General features: G+C 71.2%; 17 protein-coding genes. 3 read left to right on the forward strand and 14 right to left on the reverse strand.

The annotated features are described in order from the left end of the window. Nucleotides 1-29 precede the first annotated feature (29 nt). The gene (locus tag P2F65_RS06655; protein ID WP_275805350.1) at nt 30-1,769 is read right to left on the reverse strand and encodes an L-lactate permease; all 1,740 of its coding nucleotides are present in this window, start codon (nt 1,767-1,769) and stop codon (nt 30-32) included. 80 nt (nt 1,770-1,849) lie between these two features. On the opposite strand from P2F65_RS06655, the gene P2F65_RS06660 reads away from it, so the two are divergent. Then, nucleotides 1,850-2,539: a GntR family transcriptional regulator gene (locus P2F65_RS06660; RefSeq protein WP_275805351.1), complete on the forward strand. Its 690-nt coding sequence runs from the start codon at nt 1,850-1,852 to the stop codon at nt 2,537-2,539. A gap of 12 nt (nt 2,540-2,551) precedes the next feature. Here the strand turns inward: P2F65_RS06660 and P2F65_RS06665 are convergent, their stop codons facing one another. From P2F65_RS06665 to P2F65_RS06695, 7 genes are read right to left on the reverse strand one after another with little or no spacing between them, the layout of a single operon-like run. Next, nucleotides 2,552-4,339 carry a gamma-glutamyltransferase family protein gene (locus P2F65_RS06665; RefSeq protein WP_275805353.1) on the reverse strand — a complete coding sequence of 596 codons (1,788 nt, stop codon included), beginning with the start codon at nt 4,337-4,339 and terminating at the stop codon, nt 2,552-2,554. Beyond that, a complete protein-coding gene (locus P2F65_RS06670; protein ID WP_275805355.1) occupies nt 4,336-5,376 on the reverse strand; it encodes an oligopeptide/dipeptide ABC transporter ATP-binding protein in 1,041 nt (346 codons plus the stop codon). Before P2F65_RS06670 ends, P2F65_RS06665 begins: the two co-directional genes overlap by 4 nt. Then, nucleotides 5,373-6,431, reverse strand: coding sequence for an ABC transporter ATP-binding protein (locus tag P2F65_RS06675; RefSeq protein WP_275805357.1), 1,059 nt, complete (start codon nt 6,429-6,431; stop codon nt 5,373-5,375). The genes P2F65_RS06670 and P2F65_RS06675 overlap by 4 nt, the downstream gene beginning before the upstream one ends. After that, nucleotides 6,428-7,321, reverse strand: coding sequence for an ABC transporter permease (locus P2F65_RS06680; RefSeq protein WP_275805359.1), 894 nt, complete (start codon nt 7,319-7,321; stop codon nt 6,428-6,430). Before P2F65_RS06680 ends, P2F65_RS06675 begins: the two co-directional genes overlap by 4 nt. Further along, nucleotides 7,318-7,773, reverse strand: a complete 456-nt coding sequence (locus P2F65_RS06685; protein ID WP_275805361.1) for an ABC transporter permease — start codon at nt 7,771-7,773, stop codon at nt 7,318-7,320. Before P2F65_RS06685 ends, P2F65_RS06680 begins: the two co-directional genes overlap by 4 nt. Before the next feature lie 39 nt (nt 7,774-7,812). Further along, on the reverse strand, nt 7,813-8,274 hold the full coding sequence (locus P2F65_RS06690) for an ABC transporter permease (protein ID WP_275805363.1): 462 nt from the start codon (nt 8,272-8,274) through the stop codon (nt 7,813-7,815). A 5-nt stretch (nt 8,275-8,279) separates the two neighbouring features. Then, nucleotides 8,280-9,965, reverse strand: coding sequence for an ABC transporter substrate-binding protein (locus P2F65_RS06695; protein ID WP_275805365.1), 1,686 nt, complete (start codon nt 9,963-9,965; stop codon nt 8,280-8,282). 259 nt (nt 9,966-10,224) lie between these two features. Between P2F65_RS06695 and P2F65_RS06700 the strand changes: the two genes are divergently transcribed. Beyond that, nucleotides 10,225-11,487 (forward strand): YeeE/YedE family protein, encoded by a 1,263-nt coding sequence (locus P2F65_RS06700; RefSeq protein WP_275805367.1) that lies wholly within the window; start codon nt 10,225-10,227, stop codon nt 11,485-11,487. A 33-nt stretch (nt 11,488-11,520) separates the two neighbouring features. Next, nucleotides 11,521-11,913: a DUF488 family protein gene (locus tag P2F65_RS06705; RefSeq protein WP_275805369.1), complete on the forward strand. Its 393-nt coding sequence runs from the start codon at nt 11,521-11,523 to the stop codon at nt 11,911-11,913. A gap of 78 nt (nt 11,914-11,991) precedes the next feature. Here P2F65_RS06705 and P2F65_RS06710 read toward each other — a convergent pair whose 3' ends face one another. The 6 genes from P2F65_RS06710 to P2F65_RS06735 all read right to left on the reverse strand — a co-directional run bounded on the left by P2F65_RS06710 (nt 11,992) and on the right by P2F65_RS06735 (nt 17,607). Further along, nucleotides 11,992-12,771, reverse strand: coding sequence for a MerR family transcriptional regulator (locus tag P2F65_RS06710; RefSeq protein ID WP_275805371.1), 780 nt, complete (start codon nt 12,769-12,771; stop codon nt 11,992-11,994). A 61-nt stretch (nt 12,772-12,832) separates the two neighbouring features. Next, nucleotides 12,833-13,861 carry a branched-chain amino acid ABC transporter permease gene (locus P2F65_RS06715; RefSeq protein WP_275805373.1) on the reverse strand — a complete coding sequence of 343 codons (1,029 nt, stop codon included), beginning with the start codon at nt 13,859-13,861 and terminating at the stop codon, nt 12,833-12,835. Continuing rightward, nucleotides 13,858-14,727, reverse strand: coding sequence for a branched-chain amino acid ABC transporter permease (locus tag P2F65_RS06720; protein ID WP_275805375.1), 870 nt, complete (start codon nt 14,725-14,727; stop codon nt 13,858-13,860). The genes P2F65_RS06715 and P2F65_RS06720 overlap by 4 nt, the downstream gene beginning before the upstream one ends. 89 nt (nt 14,728-14,816) lie before the next feature. Continuing rightward, nucleotides 14,817-16,055, reverse strand: a complete 1,239-nt coding sequence (locus tag P2F65_RS06725) for an ABC transporter substrate-binding protein (RefSeq protein ID WP_275805376.1) — start codon at nt 16,053-16,055, stop codon at nt 14,817-14,819. A 66-nt stretch (nt 16,056-16,121) separates the two neighbouring features. Further along, nucleotides 16,122-16,838: an ABC transporter ATP-binding protein gene (locus P2F65_RS06730; RefSeq protein ID WP_275805378.1), complete on the reverse strand. Its 717-nt coding sequence runs from the start codon at nt 16,836-16,838 to the stop codon at nt 16,122-16,124. Next, complete coding sequence (locus P2F65_RS06735; protein ID WP_275805380.1) at nt 16,831-17,607, reverse strand: ABC transporter ATP-binding protein; 777 nt, start codon at nt 17,605-17,607, stop codon at nt 16,831-16,833. Before P2F65_RS06735 ends, P2F65_RS06730 begins: the two co-directional genes overlap by 8 nt. Nucleotides 17,608-17,792 lie beyond the last annotated feature (185 nt).

Genomic DNA, 17,792 nt, shown 5'->3' on the forward strand with positions numbered 1-17,792 from the left:
TGAACCTTAGGCCACCGCGCCGACGGCCCTCACCGGTGCAGGGCCACCAGCACCCAGGTCGCCGTGACGGCCGACAGCAGCAGCACGGCAGCCGGCAGCAGCGTGAGTCGGAGCACCTCGCCCGTGCGCCGGGCCGCACCCACGGCGCTCAGCCCCAGCAGGATCACCACCGGCGCCAGGGAGTTGCCGATGTTGCCCCCGGCCAGCTGCCCCGCGAGCAGGTCGGCCGGCCGGTCGCCGACGAGGTGGGCCACGTCCGCCTGCAGCGAGGAGAAGAGGGCGTTGGAGCTGGTGGTCGACCCGGTGATGAACGACCCGAGGGCCCCCACCAGCGGCGCGATGGCCGGGTAGGCCTGCCCGGTCGCCACGGCGGCGCCCTGGGCGACGGTGCGCACCATCCCGCTGTCGACGAGCACGCCGGCCACAGATGCGAGGAGCACCACGGACGGTGAGGACTTCCAGGCCTGGCGGAGCGCTCCCCGCCACACCGCAGCCCAGGCGCCGCGGCCCCACGCGCCCATCCGGCGCCACACGAGCACGCTGCCGAGGCAGGCGAGGAGGAGGAACGTGCCGGGGTGACCGACCAGCGCGATGGGGTTGTAGAGGTCGACGGCCTCGTTGAGCGTGCCGCGCGACGTCGTGGTCGGGGGGAAGGACGGCCCGAGCAGCAGGTGGCCCTTCGCCCAGGTGCGCAGGGCCGGCGGCAGGAAGATGGCGAGGGCGACCACGCCGAGGAGCACATAGGGCACTGCCGCCGCCCGGGCCCTCTCACGGGTGCGTTCGACCGGCTCGCCGTCGTCCGGTCCGGTTCCCGAACCGCCCGGTGCGGAAACCTGCGCAGGCGGGGCGTCGGCCCCCGTGCGGTCCGCATATGCCGTGGCGTGGCCAGCCGCCACGCCCACCGTCGCCGCGGCCCCCTCCTCGGAAGAGCCCTCCCCGCGGCGCGTCAGCGCCCGGAGCACGAGCACGACGGCGATACCGGAGGCCCCGGCACAGAGCGCGCCGATGCCGGGCTCGAGCCGTGCCGCGCCCGCCTGCACCAGCGCCATGACGGGACCGACGGTCAGCAGCATCCGCCACCCCTGGCGCAGACCGCCCCACCCACCGTCCATGACGGCCACGAGCACGCCCGCGAGCACGCAGTTGACGCCGAGGACGACAGCCGCCGCGGCGGCATACCCGGCCTGCTCCGCGGTGTCGAGGTGGGCCGTGAGGGCGCCCATGTAGAAGGACGAGCCCATGGAGCCGAAGCCCACCGCCCAGTGGTAGCCGATGAGCGGCAGCGCCACCGCACGGGTGGTGCCGACGCCCAGGGCCACGAGCAGCGGGGCAGCCACCGCGATCGGGGTGCCGAAGCCCGACACGCCCTGGATGAACGACGGCAGCACCCAGGCGAGGAGCAGCACGTTCTCGGTGCGGCGCGGCAGCAGCGTGGACAGGGCCCGCCCGAGCGCGGCCATCCCGACGTGGGAGGCGAGGTGGTGCATCAGCAGCGCGGGCCAGATGACGTACAGGATCCACAGGCCCACCCACGCCCCCTTGCCGAGGCCCACGCCCACCGTGAGCGGCCCGGCACCGAAGGCCGCGACCGCCACCGCCACGCTGTAGGCGACCGTGGTGCCCGCGTTGACGATGGTGGAGAAGCGGCCCCACAGCACCAGCGCGAGCAGCAGCACCACCGGGCTCACCGCCAGCAACCAGGTCGTCGGCGGCACTGCGGTCAGCGCCGCCTGGGCCGGGTGTCCGAGGTTCAGGGACGGGATTGGCATAGATTGTCTTTCGTATACGAACTGCCGGGAGTGGCGGAACGGGCGGAGACCGCTCGAGGACGGACGAGGAAGAAGGGGCAATGGCGCTCACCGACGGGGACCGCACGATCGGAGGCCGGCACCAGGCCCTGCGCGACCAGGTGCTCGCGGAGCTGCGGCAGCGGATCGTCGACGGCGACTACCCGCCGGGGCAGCGGCTCACGGAGGACCGCCTCGCCGCCGACTTCGGGGTCTCCCGCAACCCGGTGCGCGAGGCCCTGCGGATCGTCGAGGCCGACGGCCTGGTCACGATGGTGCCGCGGCGCGGAGCCGTGGTCGCCACGCCGGACGCGTCAGCCATCGCGGACCTCTTCGCCGTGCGAACCGCCTTGGAGTCCGTGGCCGCCCGGCTGGCCGCGCAGCGCGCCACCCCACAGGACGTGGCCGACCTCCGAGCCCTCCTCGACGCCGCACGGGAGGCGACGGACCGCGACGACCTCTCGCGCGTGGCCGAGCTGAACACCGAGCTGCACCGGCGCGTGATCGAGATCAGCGGCAACCGCTGGCTCTCCTCGATCGCGAGCGCGCTGTACCTGCACGTGCAGTGGGTGTTCCGCATCGGAGCCGCCCACCGGGCCCCGCACTCGTGGCAGGAGCACATTCGCCTCGTCGACGCGATCGAGGCAGGCGACGCCGAGGGGGCCGAGGCGGCCGCGCGCGCCCACACCGACGCTGCTGCGCACGCGGCGCTGGAGCACGCGGGTGACGACCCTGCCGAGCAGACCCGCTGAGCCGCGCCCTGCTCAGCGACCCACGGCATAGCCCTGCATCCCCCGCGGGTTGGCGCCGGCGCGCAGCACCCCCGAACCCGGGTCGCGCGTGACGGCGCAGAGCCGGCCGAGGCTCCAGGGGTCCGAGACGCGCACCGTGTGGCCGCGGCGCTCGAGGTCGGCAAAGGTGTCGTCGCCGAGCCGGTCCTCGGCGACGATGACGCCGGGCTCGGTCTCCCGCGGGTAGAACGAACCGGGGAAGCTGGTGGTGTGCCACGCCGGGGCGTCGATGGCCTCCTGGAGCCCCTGGCCCTGAACGAGGTGGCGCAGCAGGAAGAGCAGCTGCCACTGGTCCTGCTGGTCGCCCCCGGGCGAACCGCAGGCCAGGTAGGGCTGTCCGTCACGCAGCACCAGGGTGGGGGTGAGCGTGGTGCGCGGGCGCTTGCCGGGTGCGAGCGAGGAGGCGAGCCCCTCCTCGAGCCAGAACATCTGCATCCGGCTGCCCAGACAGAAGCCGAGCTCGGGGATGGTGGGCGAGCTCTGCAGCCAGCCACCGCTCGGCGTCGCCGAGACCATGTTCCCCCAGCGGTCCACGACGTCCACGTGGCAGGTGTCCCCACGCGTGACGCCCGACCGCGACACCGTGGGTTCCCCGGTGGTCGCGTCACCGGTACCGGTCGCGCGCTCGGCTCCGCCCTGCACGTATGCCGCGACAGCCGGTTCGCGTCCGTCCGGGCTGCCGGGTCGCAGGTCCTCCGAGGCACGCTCGCCGATGAGCGAGGCGCGCTCGGCCGCGTAGGCGGTGGAGAGCAGGGCCTCGAGGGGGACCTCCCCGTCGCCGTACCAGGCCTCGCGGTCGGCGAAGGCGAGCTTGAGGGACTCGGCGACCACGTGGATGCCGTCGGGGGTGCCCGGGTCCAGCGCGGCCGGGTCAGCCACCGCATCGAGCAGGCGCAAGGTCTGGAGCAGGGCCGGCCCCTGGCCCCACGGGCCGGTCTTGGCCACGGTGTGCCCCTGCCACTCGATGGTGGCCGGGTCCTCCCACGACGCCGCGTAGGCAGCCATGTCGGCGCCGGTCACGAGACCGGAGTGCGCCTCACCGCTGGAGTCACGAAACGCCTTGCGCGAGAATGCATCGACGGCCTCGGCGACGAAGCCCTGGCTCCACGCCCGGCGGGCTGCGTCGATCTGGGCCTCGCGGCTTCCCCCCGCCGCCTGCCCCTCCCGCACGAGCCGCTCCAACGTGTCGGCGTAGGTCGGGTTGGCGAACAGGGACCCCGGCTGCGGCGCACGGCCCCGGCTGAGCCAGAGGTCGGCCGAGGTGGGCCAGTCGTTCTCGAACAGCTCACGCACCGTCTCGATCGTGGCGCTGACGCGTCCGATGAGCGGGTGGCCGGAGCGGGCATAGCCGATGGCCGGCTCAAGCACCTCGAGGAGGCTGCGCGTCCCGCTGTCACGCAACAGCAACAGCCACGCGTCCACCGCTCCGGGCACGGCTGCCGCCAAGGGGCCGGAACCGGGGATGAGGTCAAGGCCCTCTGCCCGGTAGTGCTCGATCGTGGCGGCCGCCGGCGCGGGCCCCTGCCCGGCGAGCACTCGGGGGCGGGGGTCCTCGGCCGTGGCGATGATCGCCGGCACCTCACCTCCCGGCCCGTTGAGGTGTGGCTCCACGATGTGCAGCACGAAGCCGGCGGCGACCGCTGCGTCGAAGGCGTTGCCACCGAGCTCGAGGAGGCGCATCGCCGACTGGGAGGCCGCCCAGTGCGTCGACGACACCATGCCGAAGGTGCCCTCGAGCGTCGGCCGGGTCGTGAAGGTCATGCGGGGCTCCCTGTCGTGGTGACGGGCTGGTCCTGACGAATGTCCGGGGCGCTCCCGTCCTCGTGCACGAAGTGGCACGCCACCGACGCGCCCCCCGACCTGCGCAGTGCGGGCACCTCCTCCGCGCACCGGGCGACGGCGACCGGGCAGCGGGTGTGGAACCGGCAGCCGGACGGCGGGTCCATCGCCGAGGGCAGGTCGTCCCCCAGCAGCACCCGCGTGCGCGACCTCTGGCGCCCCGGGTCCGCCACGGGCGCAGCCGCCAGCAGCGCCTGCGTGTACGGGTGGCGGGGGCGAGCGAAGATCTCCTCGCGAGAGCCCTGCTCGACGAGCTGCCCGAGGTACATCACGGCGATGTCGTCGGCGAGGTACTCCACGGCCGAGAGGTCGTGGGTGATGAACAGGCAGGCGAACCCGATGTCGCGCTGGAGGTCGGCCAAGAGGTTGAGCACCGCCGCCTGCACCGAGACGTCGAGGGCGCTGGTGGGCTCGTCGGCGACGAGCAGCGTCGGCTCCGACATCAGGGCCCGGGCGATGCTGACCCGCTGGCGCTGCCCCCCGGAGAGCTCGTGGGGGTAGCGCCTGGCGACCTCGGACCGCAGGCCCACGCGCCGCAGCCCGTGGGAGACACGTTCGGCGCGCTCCTTGCGCGAGAGCCGGACTCCCTGGAGCTGGAGCGGCTCGGCGACGATGTCACCGACGAGCATGCGCGGGTCGAGCGACCCGGCTGGGTCCTGGAAGACGATGGACACGTCGCGCCGGTGGCTGCGCATCTGCGACCGGGACAGGTGCGTGATGTCGGTGCCGGCCAGCCGGACCGTGCCACCGGTGGGTTCGACGAGCCGCACGATGCACCGGCCCACCGTCGACTTCCCCGAGCCGCTCTCCCCCACCAGCGCCGTGACCTGTCCGCGGCGGATGCGCAGCGAGACGCCGTCCACCGCGCGCACGGGCCCGAAGTGCATGGCGAGGTCGTCGAGCTCGAGCACCACCTCGGGGTCGCCTGCGGCGGCCTGGTTGTCGCGGGCCTTGCTCACGAGCGCTCCTCCACGGTCGGGCGGGGTCGGTCCCCGCGGGGATGCCAGCACGCCACCTCGTGGGGGTGGCCACCGGCCTGGGCTGCCAGCGGCGCCGGTTCCAGCGGCGGCGCCGACGAGGAGCACCGTTGCGTGGCGGCTGGGCACCGGTCCGCGAAGGTGCACGCGTCGGGCTGGGACTCGAGCACCGGCACGAGTCCCGGGATCTCCTGCAGCCGGTGTGTCCCCGCGTGACGCCCGGGGGTCGGCGAGGCGCAGAGCAGGCCGGCGGCGTAGTGGTGCTGCGGACGGTCGAACATCCGCTGGGCGCCGGCCCTCTCGACGACGCGGCCGGCATACATCACCACCACCCGGTCGGCGATGTCCGCGATCACGCCGAGGTCGTGGGTGATCACGAGGATGCTGGTGCCGAACCTGTCCCGCAGGTCGCGGAGCACGTCGAGGATGCCCGCCTGCACCGTGACGTCGAGGGCGGTCGTGGGCTCGTCCGCCACGAGCACCTTCGGGCTGCACGCCACCGCCATGGCGATCATCACCCGCTGGCGCATGCCGCCCGACAGCTGGTGCGGGTAGTGCTTCACCCGCTCCCGGGGCGACGGGATGCCCACCAGGGCCAGCAGCTCCACCGCGCGCTCCAGCGCCTGCCGCCGCGAGAGGCGCTCGTGGACCTGGAGGACCTCGGCGATCTGCCGACCCACGGTGAGCACCGGGTTCAGCGAGCTCATGGGCTCCTGGAAGATGTAGGCGATGTCGCGCCCCCGGGCGGCGCGCAGCGTGCCGGGACGGGCTCCCACCAGCTCCTCGCCCTGGAGACGTACCGAGCCCTCGACGCGTGCGCTGCGGGGAAGGAGGCCGGCGAGGCTCATGGCCGTGACGCTCTTGCCGCAGCCGGACTCGCCCACGATCCCGACGATCTCACCGGGAGCCAGACGCAGGTCGACGCCGTCGACGGCCGAGACCGACCCGGTCTCCGTGCGGAAGGTGACGCTCAGGTCGCGCACCTCGAGGACCGGTGGCGCGTCGGCGAGGTGCTCAGGGGAGGCAACAGCGTTCATCGGCGGTTCGCCTTCGGGTCGAGGGCGTCGCGCAGGCTGTCACCGAACACGTTGAACGCCAGGGCAAGGGTCATGATGGCCAGGCCTGGCAGGACCGCCGCCCACGGGGCCCGCGCCGCGAACTGCTGTGCGTTCGCCAGCATGGTGCCGAGGCTCGGGGAGGGTGGCTGGATGCCCAGCCCGAGGAAGGACAGGACGGCCTCGCCGAGGATGGCGGCCGGGATGGCGACCGTGGCCTGCACCAGCACGACCGAGGTCGCGTTGGGCAGGATGTGCCTGCGCAGCACCCACAGGTCGCTGGCGCCGTCCACCACTGCCGCGGCCACGAAGTCGAGCGACTTCAGGCGAAGCGCGTCGGAACGGACCACGCGGATGACGCCCGGTATCTGGGCGATGCCGATGGCCACGGCGGCGTTGCCCAGGCTGGCACCGCGGATCGCCGCGAAGCCGACGGCGAGGATGAGGAACGGGAAGGCGAGCAACAGGTCGGTCAGACGCGAGATCACCGAGTCGGCCGCACGGAAGTAGCCGGCGACCAGACCGAGGGGCACGCCGATGACCAGGGCGGTGAAGACCGCCAGCGCCGCGACCTGCAGCGACGCCCTGCTGCCCAGGATGATGCGCGACAGCACGTCGCGCCCGAGGTCGTCGGTGCCCAGCAGGTGCCCCGGGGTGCCCGGCGGCGCCAGGGTGTTGGCGAAGTCGGTCTGCTCGGGGGCGTACGGCGCCAACAGCGGCGCGAACATGGCCACGACGACCGCCACTGCGAGCACGACGGAGCTGATGACGGCCAACGGGTTCCGGCGCAGCCGCCGGATGACCCGGGACCCCTGGGACGCCTCGGCCGGAGCCGATGCGGGCGCCTGGGTGAGGGCGGTGTCGACACTCATGAGGCATCTCCGGTGACGCGGACCCGGGGGTCGATGATCGAGTAGAGCAGGTCGACGGCGAAGTTGATCACGATGTAGGCGGTCGCGGTGACGAGGACGACGGCCTGGATGACGGGGTAGTCGCGCTGGAAGACCGCGTCGATCGTGAGCTTGCCGAAGCCCGGCAGGCCGAAGATCTGCTCCGTCACCACGGCGCCTGAGATGAGTCCGCCGAGCTGCAGGCCCACGATGGTCACGACCACGATGAGGCTGTTGCGCAGGGCGTGCCGGCCGATGACTGCGCGCGGCCTCAGCCCCTTGGCCTCGGCGGTGCGGACGAAGTCGGTGGACAGGGCGTCGAGCATCGACGAACGCGTCTGTCGCATGATCACGGCCGACAGTCCGGTGCCGAGGATGACCGCGGGCAGGGCCAGGTGGTGCAGGTTCTGGGCCAGGCCCTCCGACACCGGCACGAAGCCCGAGGCGGGGAACAGGCCCGTTGCGACCGAGAGCTACAGGATCGCGACCAGGCCGAGCCAGAAGTGCGGCACGGACAGCCCGAGAAGGGCGAGGGCGTTGGCCACCCACTCGGCGGGACGTCCCCGGCGGACGGCGGCCACGACGCCGGCGCCGACGCCGAGGACCACGGCGATCGCGATGGCCAGGAGCGACAGCTCGAGCGTGACGGGCAGCGCCGTGCGGAGCATGTCGCTCACGGGCTGACCGGTGCGGATCGAGGTGCCGAGATCTCCCTGGAGCGCGTTGGTCAGGAAGGCCCAGAACTGCACCGGCAGCGACTGGTCGAGGCCGTACTCGCTCCGGATGGCCGCCAGCGCCTCCGGAGTCCGGTCCTCGCCCGCGAGGGCGAGGGCAGGGTCACCGGGGAGCGCACGGACGCCGAGGAACACCACGACGGTGGCCAGCACCAGGGTCAGCAGGGAGTGCCAGGCCCTGCGCAGAAGGTAGCCCCGCACGGCGCCTACTTGGCCATCCCGGCGAAGCCGAGCCGGACCACACCGTCGGGGAACACCTGGACACCCTTGACCTTGGTCGACACCCCGGTCAGGTTCCGTTGGCGGTAGAGGTAGATCAGCGGGTTGTCCTGGTGCAGCTTGTCGACGACCTGGGCATACAGGCCCTGGCGCTCGGCAAGGTCCTGGGACTCGCGCGCCTTCTCGAGCAGGCTGTCGACCTCGGCGTTGTTGTAGCCCGCGACGTTCTGGCTGCCGCCGGTGCCGACGAAGTTGGTGATGTTGGCGTCGGGGTCGATGCGGCCGGACCAGCCGAGCTGCAGCAGGGAGAAGTCACCGCGGTCCTGCTGGTCGAGCAGCGAGGCGTACTCGACGGGCTGGATCTTCAGGTCGAACCCGCCCTCCTTGACCATGGACTGGAGTGCCTGGGCGAGTCGAAGGCTGTCCGGGTTGTTGGAGGTGATCATCTGGATCGGGAACGGCGTCGTGACGCCGGCTTCCTTCAGCAGCGCCTTGGCCTTGGCCGGGTCGTGAGGCGTGCACTTCTGCACGGCCTCCGTGGAGAACTCGCTCTTGGGCGAGATGGGCGAGCAGGCCACGGTGTTGTAGTCGTTGAAGACGACCTTCACCAGCCCGGCCCGGTCGATGGCGTACTCGAACGCCTGGCGGATGCGGGGGTCTTTGGCCTCGGGCCGGTCGATCGCCTTCGCCGGGGTGCCGACGCCGTCGACGTTGCCCACGTTGAAGGTGACGCCCTGGTAGCCCAGCGACTGCGACTGCAGGATCTGCAGGCTCTTCTCCTTCTGGAGGGCGGGGACGTCCTGCGCGGAGAGCGAGTCGGCCACCATGACGTCACCGGACCGGAGGTTCGCGGCGCGGATGCTGGCATCGGTGATGATCCGGTAGGTGATCTTGTCGAAGTTGACCTTGTCGGCGTCGTAGAAGTTCGGGTCCTTCACGAGCTCGATGGAGTTCTGCGGCACGCGCTTGGAGAACTTGAACGGGCCGACGCACACGGGCGCGGTGGCGAACTTCGAGCCCAGCGCCTTGGTCGCCTTCGGGCTGAGGATCCTGCCGGCGCGGTCGGTCAGCGCGGCCGTCAGCGGAGCGAAGGGCTTCGAGAGCGTGATCACCACGGTCTTGGCGTCCTTGGCCTCGACCTTGGTGACCGGCCCGAGCTCGCTCTTGCGGCCCGACCCCTCGAGGGTCAGGTTGCGCTCGAGGGTCGACTTGACCGCCTCGGCGTTGAACGGCGTGCCGTCGGCGAAGGTCACGCCGTCGCGCACGGGGATGGTGACGGTCCTGCCGTCGCCGCTGACGGTGGGAAGCGCGGTGGCCAGCTGCGGCACGACCTTGGCGTCCTGGTCGACGTCGTAGAGCTTCTGGCACATCGCGTGGAAGACGTACCTCGAGTAGAGGCTGCCCGACAAGGTCGGGTCGAGCTGGTCGGGCTCTGCGGAGAGCGCCATCACCAGCGCGCCACCCTTGGCCACCTCGCCGGCGGAGGCGGGCTCACCGTAGGCGTCCGAGCCGGCGGCACCCGCCGCCGCCCCACCGCTGGCGGTGCCCCCGCCCTGGCCCTCGGCCGGTCCGACGGCGCTGCACCCGGCAGCCGTGAGCGAGGCTGCGGCGACCGCCAGTGCCACCAGGCGTCGTCCGTGCCCGGACGAGGGAAGGAAGAGATGCGTGGTCATGAGGCGCTCCGCTGCAAGGGGATTGGAGGGATTTCGCCCGAAAGGGGCCGATTCCTGCGACCGTATCCTGTATACAAACGACAGAGAAGGCCTCAGCGGAACTTTTTTCCTCCCGCGCACCTCCCCCCCCCGCTTCGAGGATTCACGAGAAGCGGTCGTCCACGTCTCAGCATCCAAACGTCCTGTTTGTCCGATTAAAACCTTTGGTTATCTCTCTGGGAGACCTGCCAGCCCAGACCCCGAGACCCCTGGAGAAGACGTGGCCCTGCTCACCGGCGTCGCCGACGCCCTCAGCACCGAGCGCCGCCCGGCGCCCGAGCCCCCGACGGCACCGCCGGCCAAGCGGGTGCCGCTCGCCGCGGGCCTCACCCTCGCCGTCGCCCTCGCGGGCGCCGTTGCGGCCACCGCCGGGCTGCGGCTCACCCTGCTGTTCGTGGTGGGCCTGGCGCTCGGGGTGGCGCTGTTCAACTCGCGGTTCGGCTTCACCAGCGCCTGGCGGCAGCTGGTGGCGGTCGGCCAGGGCCGGGCCCTGCAGGCGCACATGCTGATGCTCGCGGTCGCCTGCCTGCTGTTCGCTCCGCTGCTGGCGGCGGGCACCGGCTTCCGCGGCGTCGAGATCGAGGGCTCGGTCTCCCCTGTCGGGACCAGCCTGCTCGTGGGTGCCTTCCTCTTCGGCATCGGCATGCAGATCGGCGGCTCCTGCGCCTCCGGCACCCTCTTCGCCATCGGCAGCGGACAGACCGCGATCGTCCTGACCCTGGCCGGGTTCATCGCCGGCTCGGTGCTCGGCGCCTGGCACCTGCCCTTCTGGACGACCCAGATGCCCACCGGACCGGAGGTGTCCTTCGCCGACACCCCGCTCGGCTACCCCGGCGCCGTCCTCATCTCGCTGACCCTGATGGCCCTGGTCGTGGGCGCGACCGTCGTCATCGGCCGCCGGCGCCAGCCCCCTGCCCTCGACCGCCCACCGGTGGCCCGCGGGGTGGCCCGCGTCATCCGCGGCTCGTGGCCCATCTGGGTCGGCGCCCTGGTGCTCGCCGGCCTCAACGCCCTCACCCTGTGGCTCTCCGGGGGCGCCTGGGGCGTCACCTCGGCCTTCGCCCTCTGGGGCTCCAAGGCGCTCGACGCGGTCGGAGTGGACGTGGCCTCCTGGGGCTACTGGCAGAATCCCGGCAACGCCGAGAAGCTCGCAGGCCCCGTGCTCGCCGACAGGACCTCGGTGATGAACGTCGGCATCATGGTCGGCGCGCTCATCGCCTCCGCCGCGGCCGGCGCGTTCACCCTGCACCGCCGGATCCCGGGCAAGCTGGCCGCCGGAGCCGTCATCGGCGGCATCCTCATGGGCTACGGCGCGCGCCTGGCCTACGGCTGCAACATCGGTGCCTACTTCGGCGGCATCGCCTCGTTCAGCCTGCACGGCTGGGTGTGGGGTGCGGTGGCCATCCTCGGCACGGTGGTGGGGCTCAGGGCCCGGCCGCTCTTCGGGCTGGGCAACCCCAAGCCGACCGACTCCGTCTGCTGACCGGATCCACCCGCCGGCTGCCATGATGCCGCCATGGCAGTGCGGATCGTGAGGCTCGGCGAACCACGTGCGGAGGGCGAGGGCCTGCGGATCGGCACGGTCCGGCGCCCTCCACGCGGGGTGCCCAAGGAGGAGTTCGCCGCCCGCGACTTCTACGACACCTGGCTGCCCGAGCTCGCGCCCAGCCAGGAGCTGGTGGCGCAGGCGATGGCCGCCGTGACCGATCGGGAGTGGCAGGCCTTCACCCGCGCCTACCGCAAGGAGATGGCGACCCCGGCCGCGCGGCACCTGCTCGAGCTCCTCGCTGCGCTCTCGCGCCGCACCGACGTCGCGGTCGGCTGCTACTGCGAGGACGAAACCCGTTGCCACCGCTCGGTGCTGCGCGAGCTCCTCGCCGAGCACGGCGCGGACGTCGCGCCCGCCTGAGCCTCACCCGCCCGAGCTCACCCACCACGCCGGTATGCCGCGTGCGCACGGCGCGCCCGCGGCACACCTCTGCGGTGGTCAGGACTCGTGCCGGTCGGCGTTGGCGTGGATGGCGTCGCGCACGTAGTGCGCCATGCCCGGCCGGATCTCGTCGTAGGTGGCGGTGAACCGCGGGTCGCTCACGTACAGGTCGGCGAGGTTCCGGTGCATCTCGTAGCCGCAGTCGTAGAACCGCTGCATCGAGGCGCGGTGCAGCTCGGCGGCGTCCATGGCCGCCTTGCTGGTCGGCGGCTCCCCGGCGTCCATGGCGTCGGTGAAGGCCTGGTGGGTGCGGTCGGACTCCGCCTTGACCTGCTCCCAGTCGGCCTTCGTGTAGCCCTTGGTCCGCTCCTGCGACTGCCGCCAGGCGTCGCTGTCGCCCCAGCGTTCCTCGGCCTCGGCCTGGGCGTCGTGGAAGCCCTCGCCGAAGAGCTCCCTCATGTCCTCGGGGGTGGCTGGCTGGTTGCCCATCTCTCTCTCCAGTGCTCGGTCGATGGCCTCGACGAGGTCGCGCATCTCGTCGAGGCGGGTGAGGACCGCGGCCCGCTGGCGGCGCAGGTGCTGCTCCACCGACTCGGGGTGGTCGAGCAGCAGCGCGACCTCCTCGAGGGCGAAGCCCAGCCGGCGGTAGACCACCACGTGCTGAAGCCGGGCCAGGTCGGCCCCGGTGTAGAGGCGGTACCCCGCGGGTGAGCGGTCGCTCGGGCTGAGCAGGCCGATCTCGTCGTAGTGGTGCAGCGTGCGCACGGTGATGTCGAACAGCTCGGCCACCTGGCCGACGGTCCGGGTCACCTGCGACTGTGCCCTCGGTGCGGTCATGGGCACCACTGTCGCGCCTCACGCCGCGTCAGGGTCAAGCCAGCGGCCCTGGCCCCAGGGACTAGAGGCGCTGCCCGGACTTCACGCGACGCCGCTGCAGCCAGGCGCTGAGGCCGTTGCGGGCGGTGCCCCAGATGCCGTGACGGAAGGCGAGCACGATGACCACGAAGATCGTTCCGGTGATGATGCCGATGCCGTTGAAGCCCGAGGAGGCCAGCTGGTCCTCGAGAAGCACCACGACGGCCGCGCCGATCGGGCCGCCCCACAGGGTGCCGATGCCACCGAGCACCGTGATGAGCACGACCTTGCCGGACGTGGTCCACACGAGCTCCTGGAGCGAGGCAAAACCGTGGCTGATCGAGAACACCCCGCCCGCGAGGCCGGCGAGCCCCGCCGAGAGCACGAACACCATGATCTTGTAGCGCTCGACGTCGTACCCGAGGGCCCGGGCGCGAGCCGGGTTGTCACGGATCGCCACGAGCACCCGCCCGAACGGGCTGTTCACGGTGCGCCAGGCGATGAGTACGCCGAGCAGGATGATCGGGATGGCCGCGTAGTAGAAGTAGAACGGCTCGGTCTCCACGAGCTCGACCCCGAAGAAGGACTTGGGGATGCCCTGCAGGCCGTTCTCGCCGCCCGTGACGTCGCGCCACTGGTTGGCGATGAAGTAGAGCATCTGCGCGAAGGCGAGCGTCACCATCGCGAAGTAGATGCCGGTGCGGCGCACGGCGAGGTAGCCGGTGGGGACCGCGATGACCATGGCGACGACCGCCCCGCCGATGACCGCCAGCGGGAACGGCACGCCGAGCTCGATGGCGATGAGGCCGGTGGCGTAGGCCGAGGCACCCCAGAAGGCCGCGTGGCCGAACGACAGCAGGCCGGTGTAGCCGAGCAGCAGGTCGACCGAGATGGCGAACAGCGCCCAGGCTGCGATGTCCATGGCCACCGGCGGGTAGACGAACCAGGGCAGGGCGAGCACCACGACGAGCCCCACCGCGACCATCAGCCACCGCAGCCCCGGACGGGCCTTGGGCATCATGGACTCTGCTGGCAGGTCGACCTGCACCTTCTGCGTCAGCTGCTGGCTCATGCCGCCTCCTCCCTTCCGAACAGGCCTGCGGGTCGCACGAGGATCACCGCGGCCATGAGGACGAAGATCAGCACCTGCGAGAACTGGCCGGCGTAGCCCTGGCCGTAGGCCTCGACCAGGCCCACGAGGAACCCGGCCACGACGGCGCCGAGGATGGACCCCAGGCCGCCGATCACCACGACGGCGAACAGGATGATGATGAAGCTGCTGCCCATGTCGGCGTTGATGGCGCGGAACGGCGCCGCGAGCACGCCCGCCAGGCCGGCCAGCGCGATGCCGAAGCCGAAGACCGGGGTGACCCAGCGCCCGACGTTGATGCCCAGGGCGCGGGAGCGTTCGGCGTTCTCGGTGGAGGCGCGCACGATCATGCCGATCCTGGTCTTGGTCAACAGCATCCACACGGCCACGCAGACCAGCACCGAGAAGAGCGCGGCGAAGATGAGGTACTTCGACAACCCGATGCCCGCGATCTCGATGCGACCGTCGAGGCCCGCAGGGATCTGGTACGGCAGGCTCGACACGCCGTAGCGGCGCTTGACGAAGTCGACGAGGAACAGCGTGACGCCGAAGGTCAGCAGGAAGTTGTAGAGCGGGTCGAGCGCCAGCAGCCAGCGGACCAGCAGCCGCTCCATGAGCACGCCGAAACCGAACATCAGCACCGGCACGAGCGGCAGCGCCACCCAGAAGCCGAGGCCGAGGGTGTCGAGCAGGACCGCGGAGAGCACGGCGCCGAGCATGTAGCAGGCGCCGTGGGAGAAGTTGACGACGCCGAGGACGCCGAAGATCACGGCGAGGCCGAGGGCCGACAGGGCGTAGAACCCGCCGTTCGCGAGGCCCTGCAGCGTGTACTGGATGAACGCGCTCATGGTGCTCCTGGTCAGGACGTGGCCCGGTGGGGGCCGGTATGCCGCGGGGCTGGCCGCGCGGCATACCGGCCGTCCTCACTGGGGTCAGGTCACATCTTGCAGTCGGGCGAGACCGGTCCGAAGGCCTCCTGGGCCGGGATGGTGCTCACGATCTCCTCGTAGTCCCACTCCTCGGCGACCTTGTCCTTGGACTTGACCTTCACGAGGTAGGCGTCGTGCAGGACGCGGTGGTCCTCCGTGCGGACCTCGCCGTTGCGCAGGAAGACGTCGTCGATCTTCTTGCCCTCGAGCTTGGCGACGACGTCGTCTGAGGCGTCGGTGCCGGCCTCCTGGACGGCCTCGAGGTAGTTCATCGCGGCCGAGTAGTTGGCGGCGTGGGCGAAGGAGGGACGGGTCTGGGTCTTCTCCTTGAACTTGTCGGCCCAGGCCTTGTTCTTCTCATCGAAGTTCCAGTACCAGGCATCGGTGAAGGTCGTGCCCTCGAACTGCTCGACGCCCAGGCTGTGGATGTCGGTGATGAACATGAGTCCGACCGCGAGGCTGGCCTTGTCCTTCATGCCGGCCTGGTTGTACTGCTTGACGAAGTTGATGAGGTCGCCACCGGCGGCCATGGTCCCGACGACGTCGGGGTTGGACGACGCCGCCTTGGTGATGAAGGTGGCGAAGTTGTCGTTGGGGAACGGCGTCGGGATCGACTGCTGCACCGTGCCGCCCGCCTTCGTCACGGCGTTGGTGAACGACTTGTTCATGTCCTGCCCGAACGCGTAGTCGGGGTAGACGATCGACCAGTTCTTGCCGCCGTTCTCCACGGTCGTGCCACCGGTGCCCTGGGCGAGCATGAAGGTGTCGTAGGCCCAGTGGAAGGTGTACTTGTTGCACGACTTGCCGGTCAGGGCGGTGGTGCCGGCGCTGATGTTGATGTGCAGCTTCTTCTTCTGCTTGGCCTGCGTCGCCACGGCCAGTGCCGCCGAGGAGGTCGGCACGTCGAGGATGATGTCGGCCTTCTGGCGGTCGTACATCTCCTGCGCCTTGGTGTTGGCGATGTCGGGCTTGTTCTGGTGATCGGCCTGTACGACCTCGATCGTCTTGGCCACCGCCTTGTCGCCGTACTTGGCCTTGTAGTCGGCGATGGCCATCTCGATGGCCACCTTGCTGTTGGGGCCGGAGAGGTCCTTGTAGACACCGGACTGGTCGTTGAGCAGACCGAGGACGACCTTGTCGTCACTGATCTTCCCGCCGCCCGAGGCCGGTCCGCCGCCGCCACAGGCGGCGAGCACGAGGCTGCCGGTGATGGCGGTGGCGGCCACCGTGATGGACTTCGTGCGCATGTCCCCTCCTGGGGTGTGGTGGTGCGGGCTGGTTGAGACGAACTGCTGGACGAACGTGGTGGTGGGTCAGATGCCGAGGTACTCGAGGAGCTCGGTGGTGCGGCCCTGGAAGGTCGCGTTGTCGAGGGACTCGACGACCTTGCCCTGGGCGAGCAGGTAGTGGCGGTCGGCGACCGTGGACGCGAACTTCACGTTCTGCTCCACGAGGAGGACGGCCACGCCCTGGGCCTTGATCTCGCGGATGATCTCGCCGATGCGCTGCACGATGACCGGGGCGAGGCCCTCGCTCGGCTCGTCGAGCAGCAGCAGGCGCGAGCCCATCCGCAGCACCCGGGCGATCGCGAGCATCTGCTGCTCACCGCCGGAGAGCTTGGTGCCGGGGAAGTCACGGCGCTCGTGCAGCACCGGGAACTGCTCGTAGACCTGCTCGAGGGACCAGGCGTCCTTGTTGACGACCGGGGGCAGGGTGAGGTTCTCGGCGACGCTGAGGCTGGCGTAGATGCCGCGGTCGTCCGGGACCCAGCCGATGCCCGCCTTGGCACGCGAGTCCGGGGAGCGCTTGCCGAGGTCACGGCCGTCGAACGTGACCGTGCCCTCGACCTGGCGGTGCAGCCCCATGATGGAGCGCAGCAGGGTGGTCTTGCCGGCGCCATTGCGACCGACGAGGGTGACCACCTCTCCGGGGCGGACGGTCAGCGAGACGTCGGTGAGAACCCGCGCCTCGCCGTACCAGGCCGAGAGCCCGTCGACGTCGAGCATGGTGCCTCCAGCGTGGTCAGACATGTGCGTCACCGGCCTGCCCGAGGTATGCCGTGATGACCCGTTCGTCGGTGCGCACCTGCTCGTAGGTCCCCTCCGCGAGGATCTGCCCGGACTGGAGCACCGTGACGGTGTCGGCCAGCGACCCGACGACGTGCATGTTGTGGTCGACGAAGACGACCGTGCGGCCCTCGGCGACCTTCTTGACCAGGGCGATGGTGCGGTCGACGTCCTCCAGCCCCATGCCGGCGGTGGGCTCGTCGAGCAGCAGGAGCTGGGGGTCGAGGGCCAGGGCGAGGGCGAGCTCGAGCGCACGCTTCTGCCCGTAGGCCAGCGACCCGGCAGCCTGCCCCGCGCGGTCCTCCAGGCCGACCTGGTCGAGCAGCTCCATCGCGCGGTCGCGGAACCGGCGCATCTGCGAGGAGGACCGCCAGAACCGGTAGCCCAGCCCCGTCGGCGAGGCCAGCGCCAGCTCGAGGTGGTCGACCAGGCTCATCTGGTCGAACAGGCTCGTGATCTGGAACGAGCGGGCGATGCCGAGGTGGGCGATCTGCTCCGGCTGCCTGCCGGTGATGTCCGCACCCCGGACGAGGATCTGCCCGGAGCTGGGCGCCAGGAACCCGGTGAGGAGGTTGAACAAGGTGGTCTTGCCGGCGCCGTTGGGGCCCACCAGCGCGTGCACGGTGCCCTCGGCCACCCTCAGGCTCACCTCGGAGACCGCTCGGAAGCCGCGGAACTCCTTGGTCAGGGAGCGCGTCTCGAGCAGTGCTTCGGCGGGGGACTCGCTGGGCACCGGCACCTCCTTGTGCAGGCTGGGCCGGCGGGGCTGCCGGCTCAGGTTCTGCTGAACACTAGGACCGACGGCGGCACACTGACATGTCCGACTCGTCCACATACCTACGCGAGCACATGTGGAGAAAACACATACACCGGCAAGCCGCACAGGCGGGAGGATGCGGCCGAGTGGGTCGGGCACCA

This window comes from Knoellia sp. p5-6-4 (assembly GCF_029222705.1).
Classification (GTDB): domain Bacteria; phylum Actinomycetota; class Actinomycetes; order Actinomycetales; family Dermatophilaceae; genus Pedococcus_A.

Excerpts from the sequence above, each read along its gene's own strand:
- P2F65_RS06655 (WP_275805350.1), bottom strand. The coding sequence starts at position 1,769 with ATGCCAATCCCGTCCCTGAACCTCGGACACCCGGCCCAGGCGGCGCTG.
- P2F65_RS06660 (WP_275805351.1), top strand. The coding sequence starts at position 1,850 with ATGGCGCTCACCGACGGGGACCGCACGATCGGAGGCCGGCACCAGGCC.
- P2F65_RS06665 (WP_275805353.1), bottom strand. The coding sequence starts at position 4,339 with ATGACCTTCACGACCCGGCCGACGCTCGAGGGCACCTTCGGCATGGTG.
- P2F65_RS06675 (WP_275805357.1), bottom strand. The coding sequence starts at position 6,431 with ATGAACGCTGTTGCCTCCCCTGAGCACCTCGCCGACGCGCCACCGGTC.
- P2F65_RS06680 (WP_275805359.1), bottom strand. The coding sequence starts at position 7,321 with ATGAGTGTCGACACCGCCCTCACCCAGGCGCCCGCATCGGCTCCGGCC.
- P2F65_RS06695 (WP_275805365.1), bottom strand. The coding sequence starts at position 9,965 with ATGACCACGCATCTCTTCCTTCCCTCGTCCGGGCACGGACGACGCCTG.
- P2F65_RS06705 (WP_275805369.1), top strand. The coding sequence starts at position 11,521 with ATGGCAGTGCGGATCGTGAGGCTCGGCGAACCACGTGCGGAGGGCGAG.
- P2F65_RS06710 (WP_275805371.1), bottom strand. The coding sequence starts at position 12,771 with ATGACCGCACCGAGGGCACAGTCGCAGGTGACCCGGACCGTCGGCCAG.
- P2F65_RS06715 (WP_275805373.1), bottom strand. The coding sequence starts at position 13,861 with ATGAGCCAGCAGCTGACGCAGAAGGTGCAGGTCGACCTGCCAGCAGAG.
- P2F65_RS06720 (WP_275805375.1), bottom strand. The coding sequence starts at position 14,727 with ATGAGCGCGTTCATCCAGTACACGCTGCAGGGCCTCGCGAACGGCGGG.
- P2F65_RS06725 (WP_275805376.1), bottom strand. The coding sequence starts at position 16,055 with ATGCGCACGAAGTCCATCACGGTGGCCGCCACCGCCATCACCGGCAGC.
- P2F65_RS06730 (WP_275805378.1), bottom strand. The coding sequence starts at position 16,838 with ATGTCTGACCACGCTGGAGGCACCATGCTCGACGTCGACGGGCTCTCG.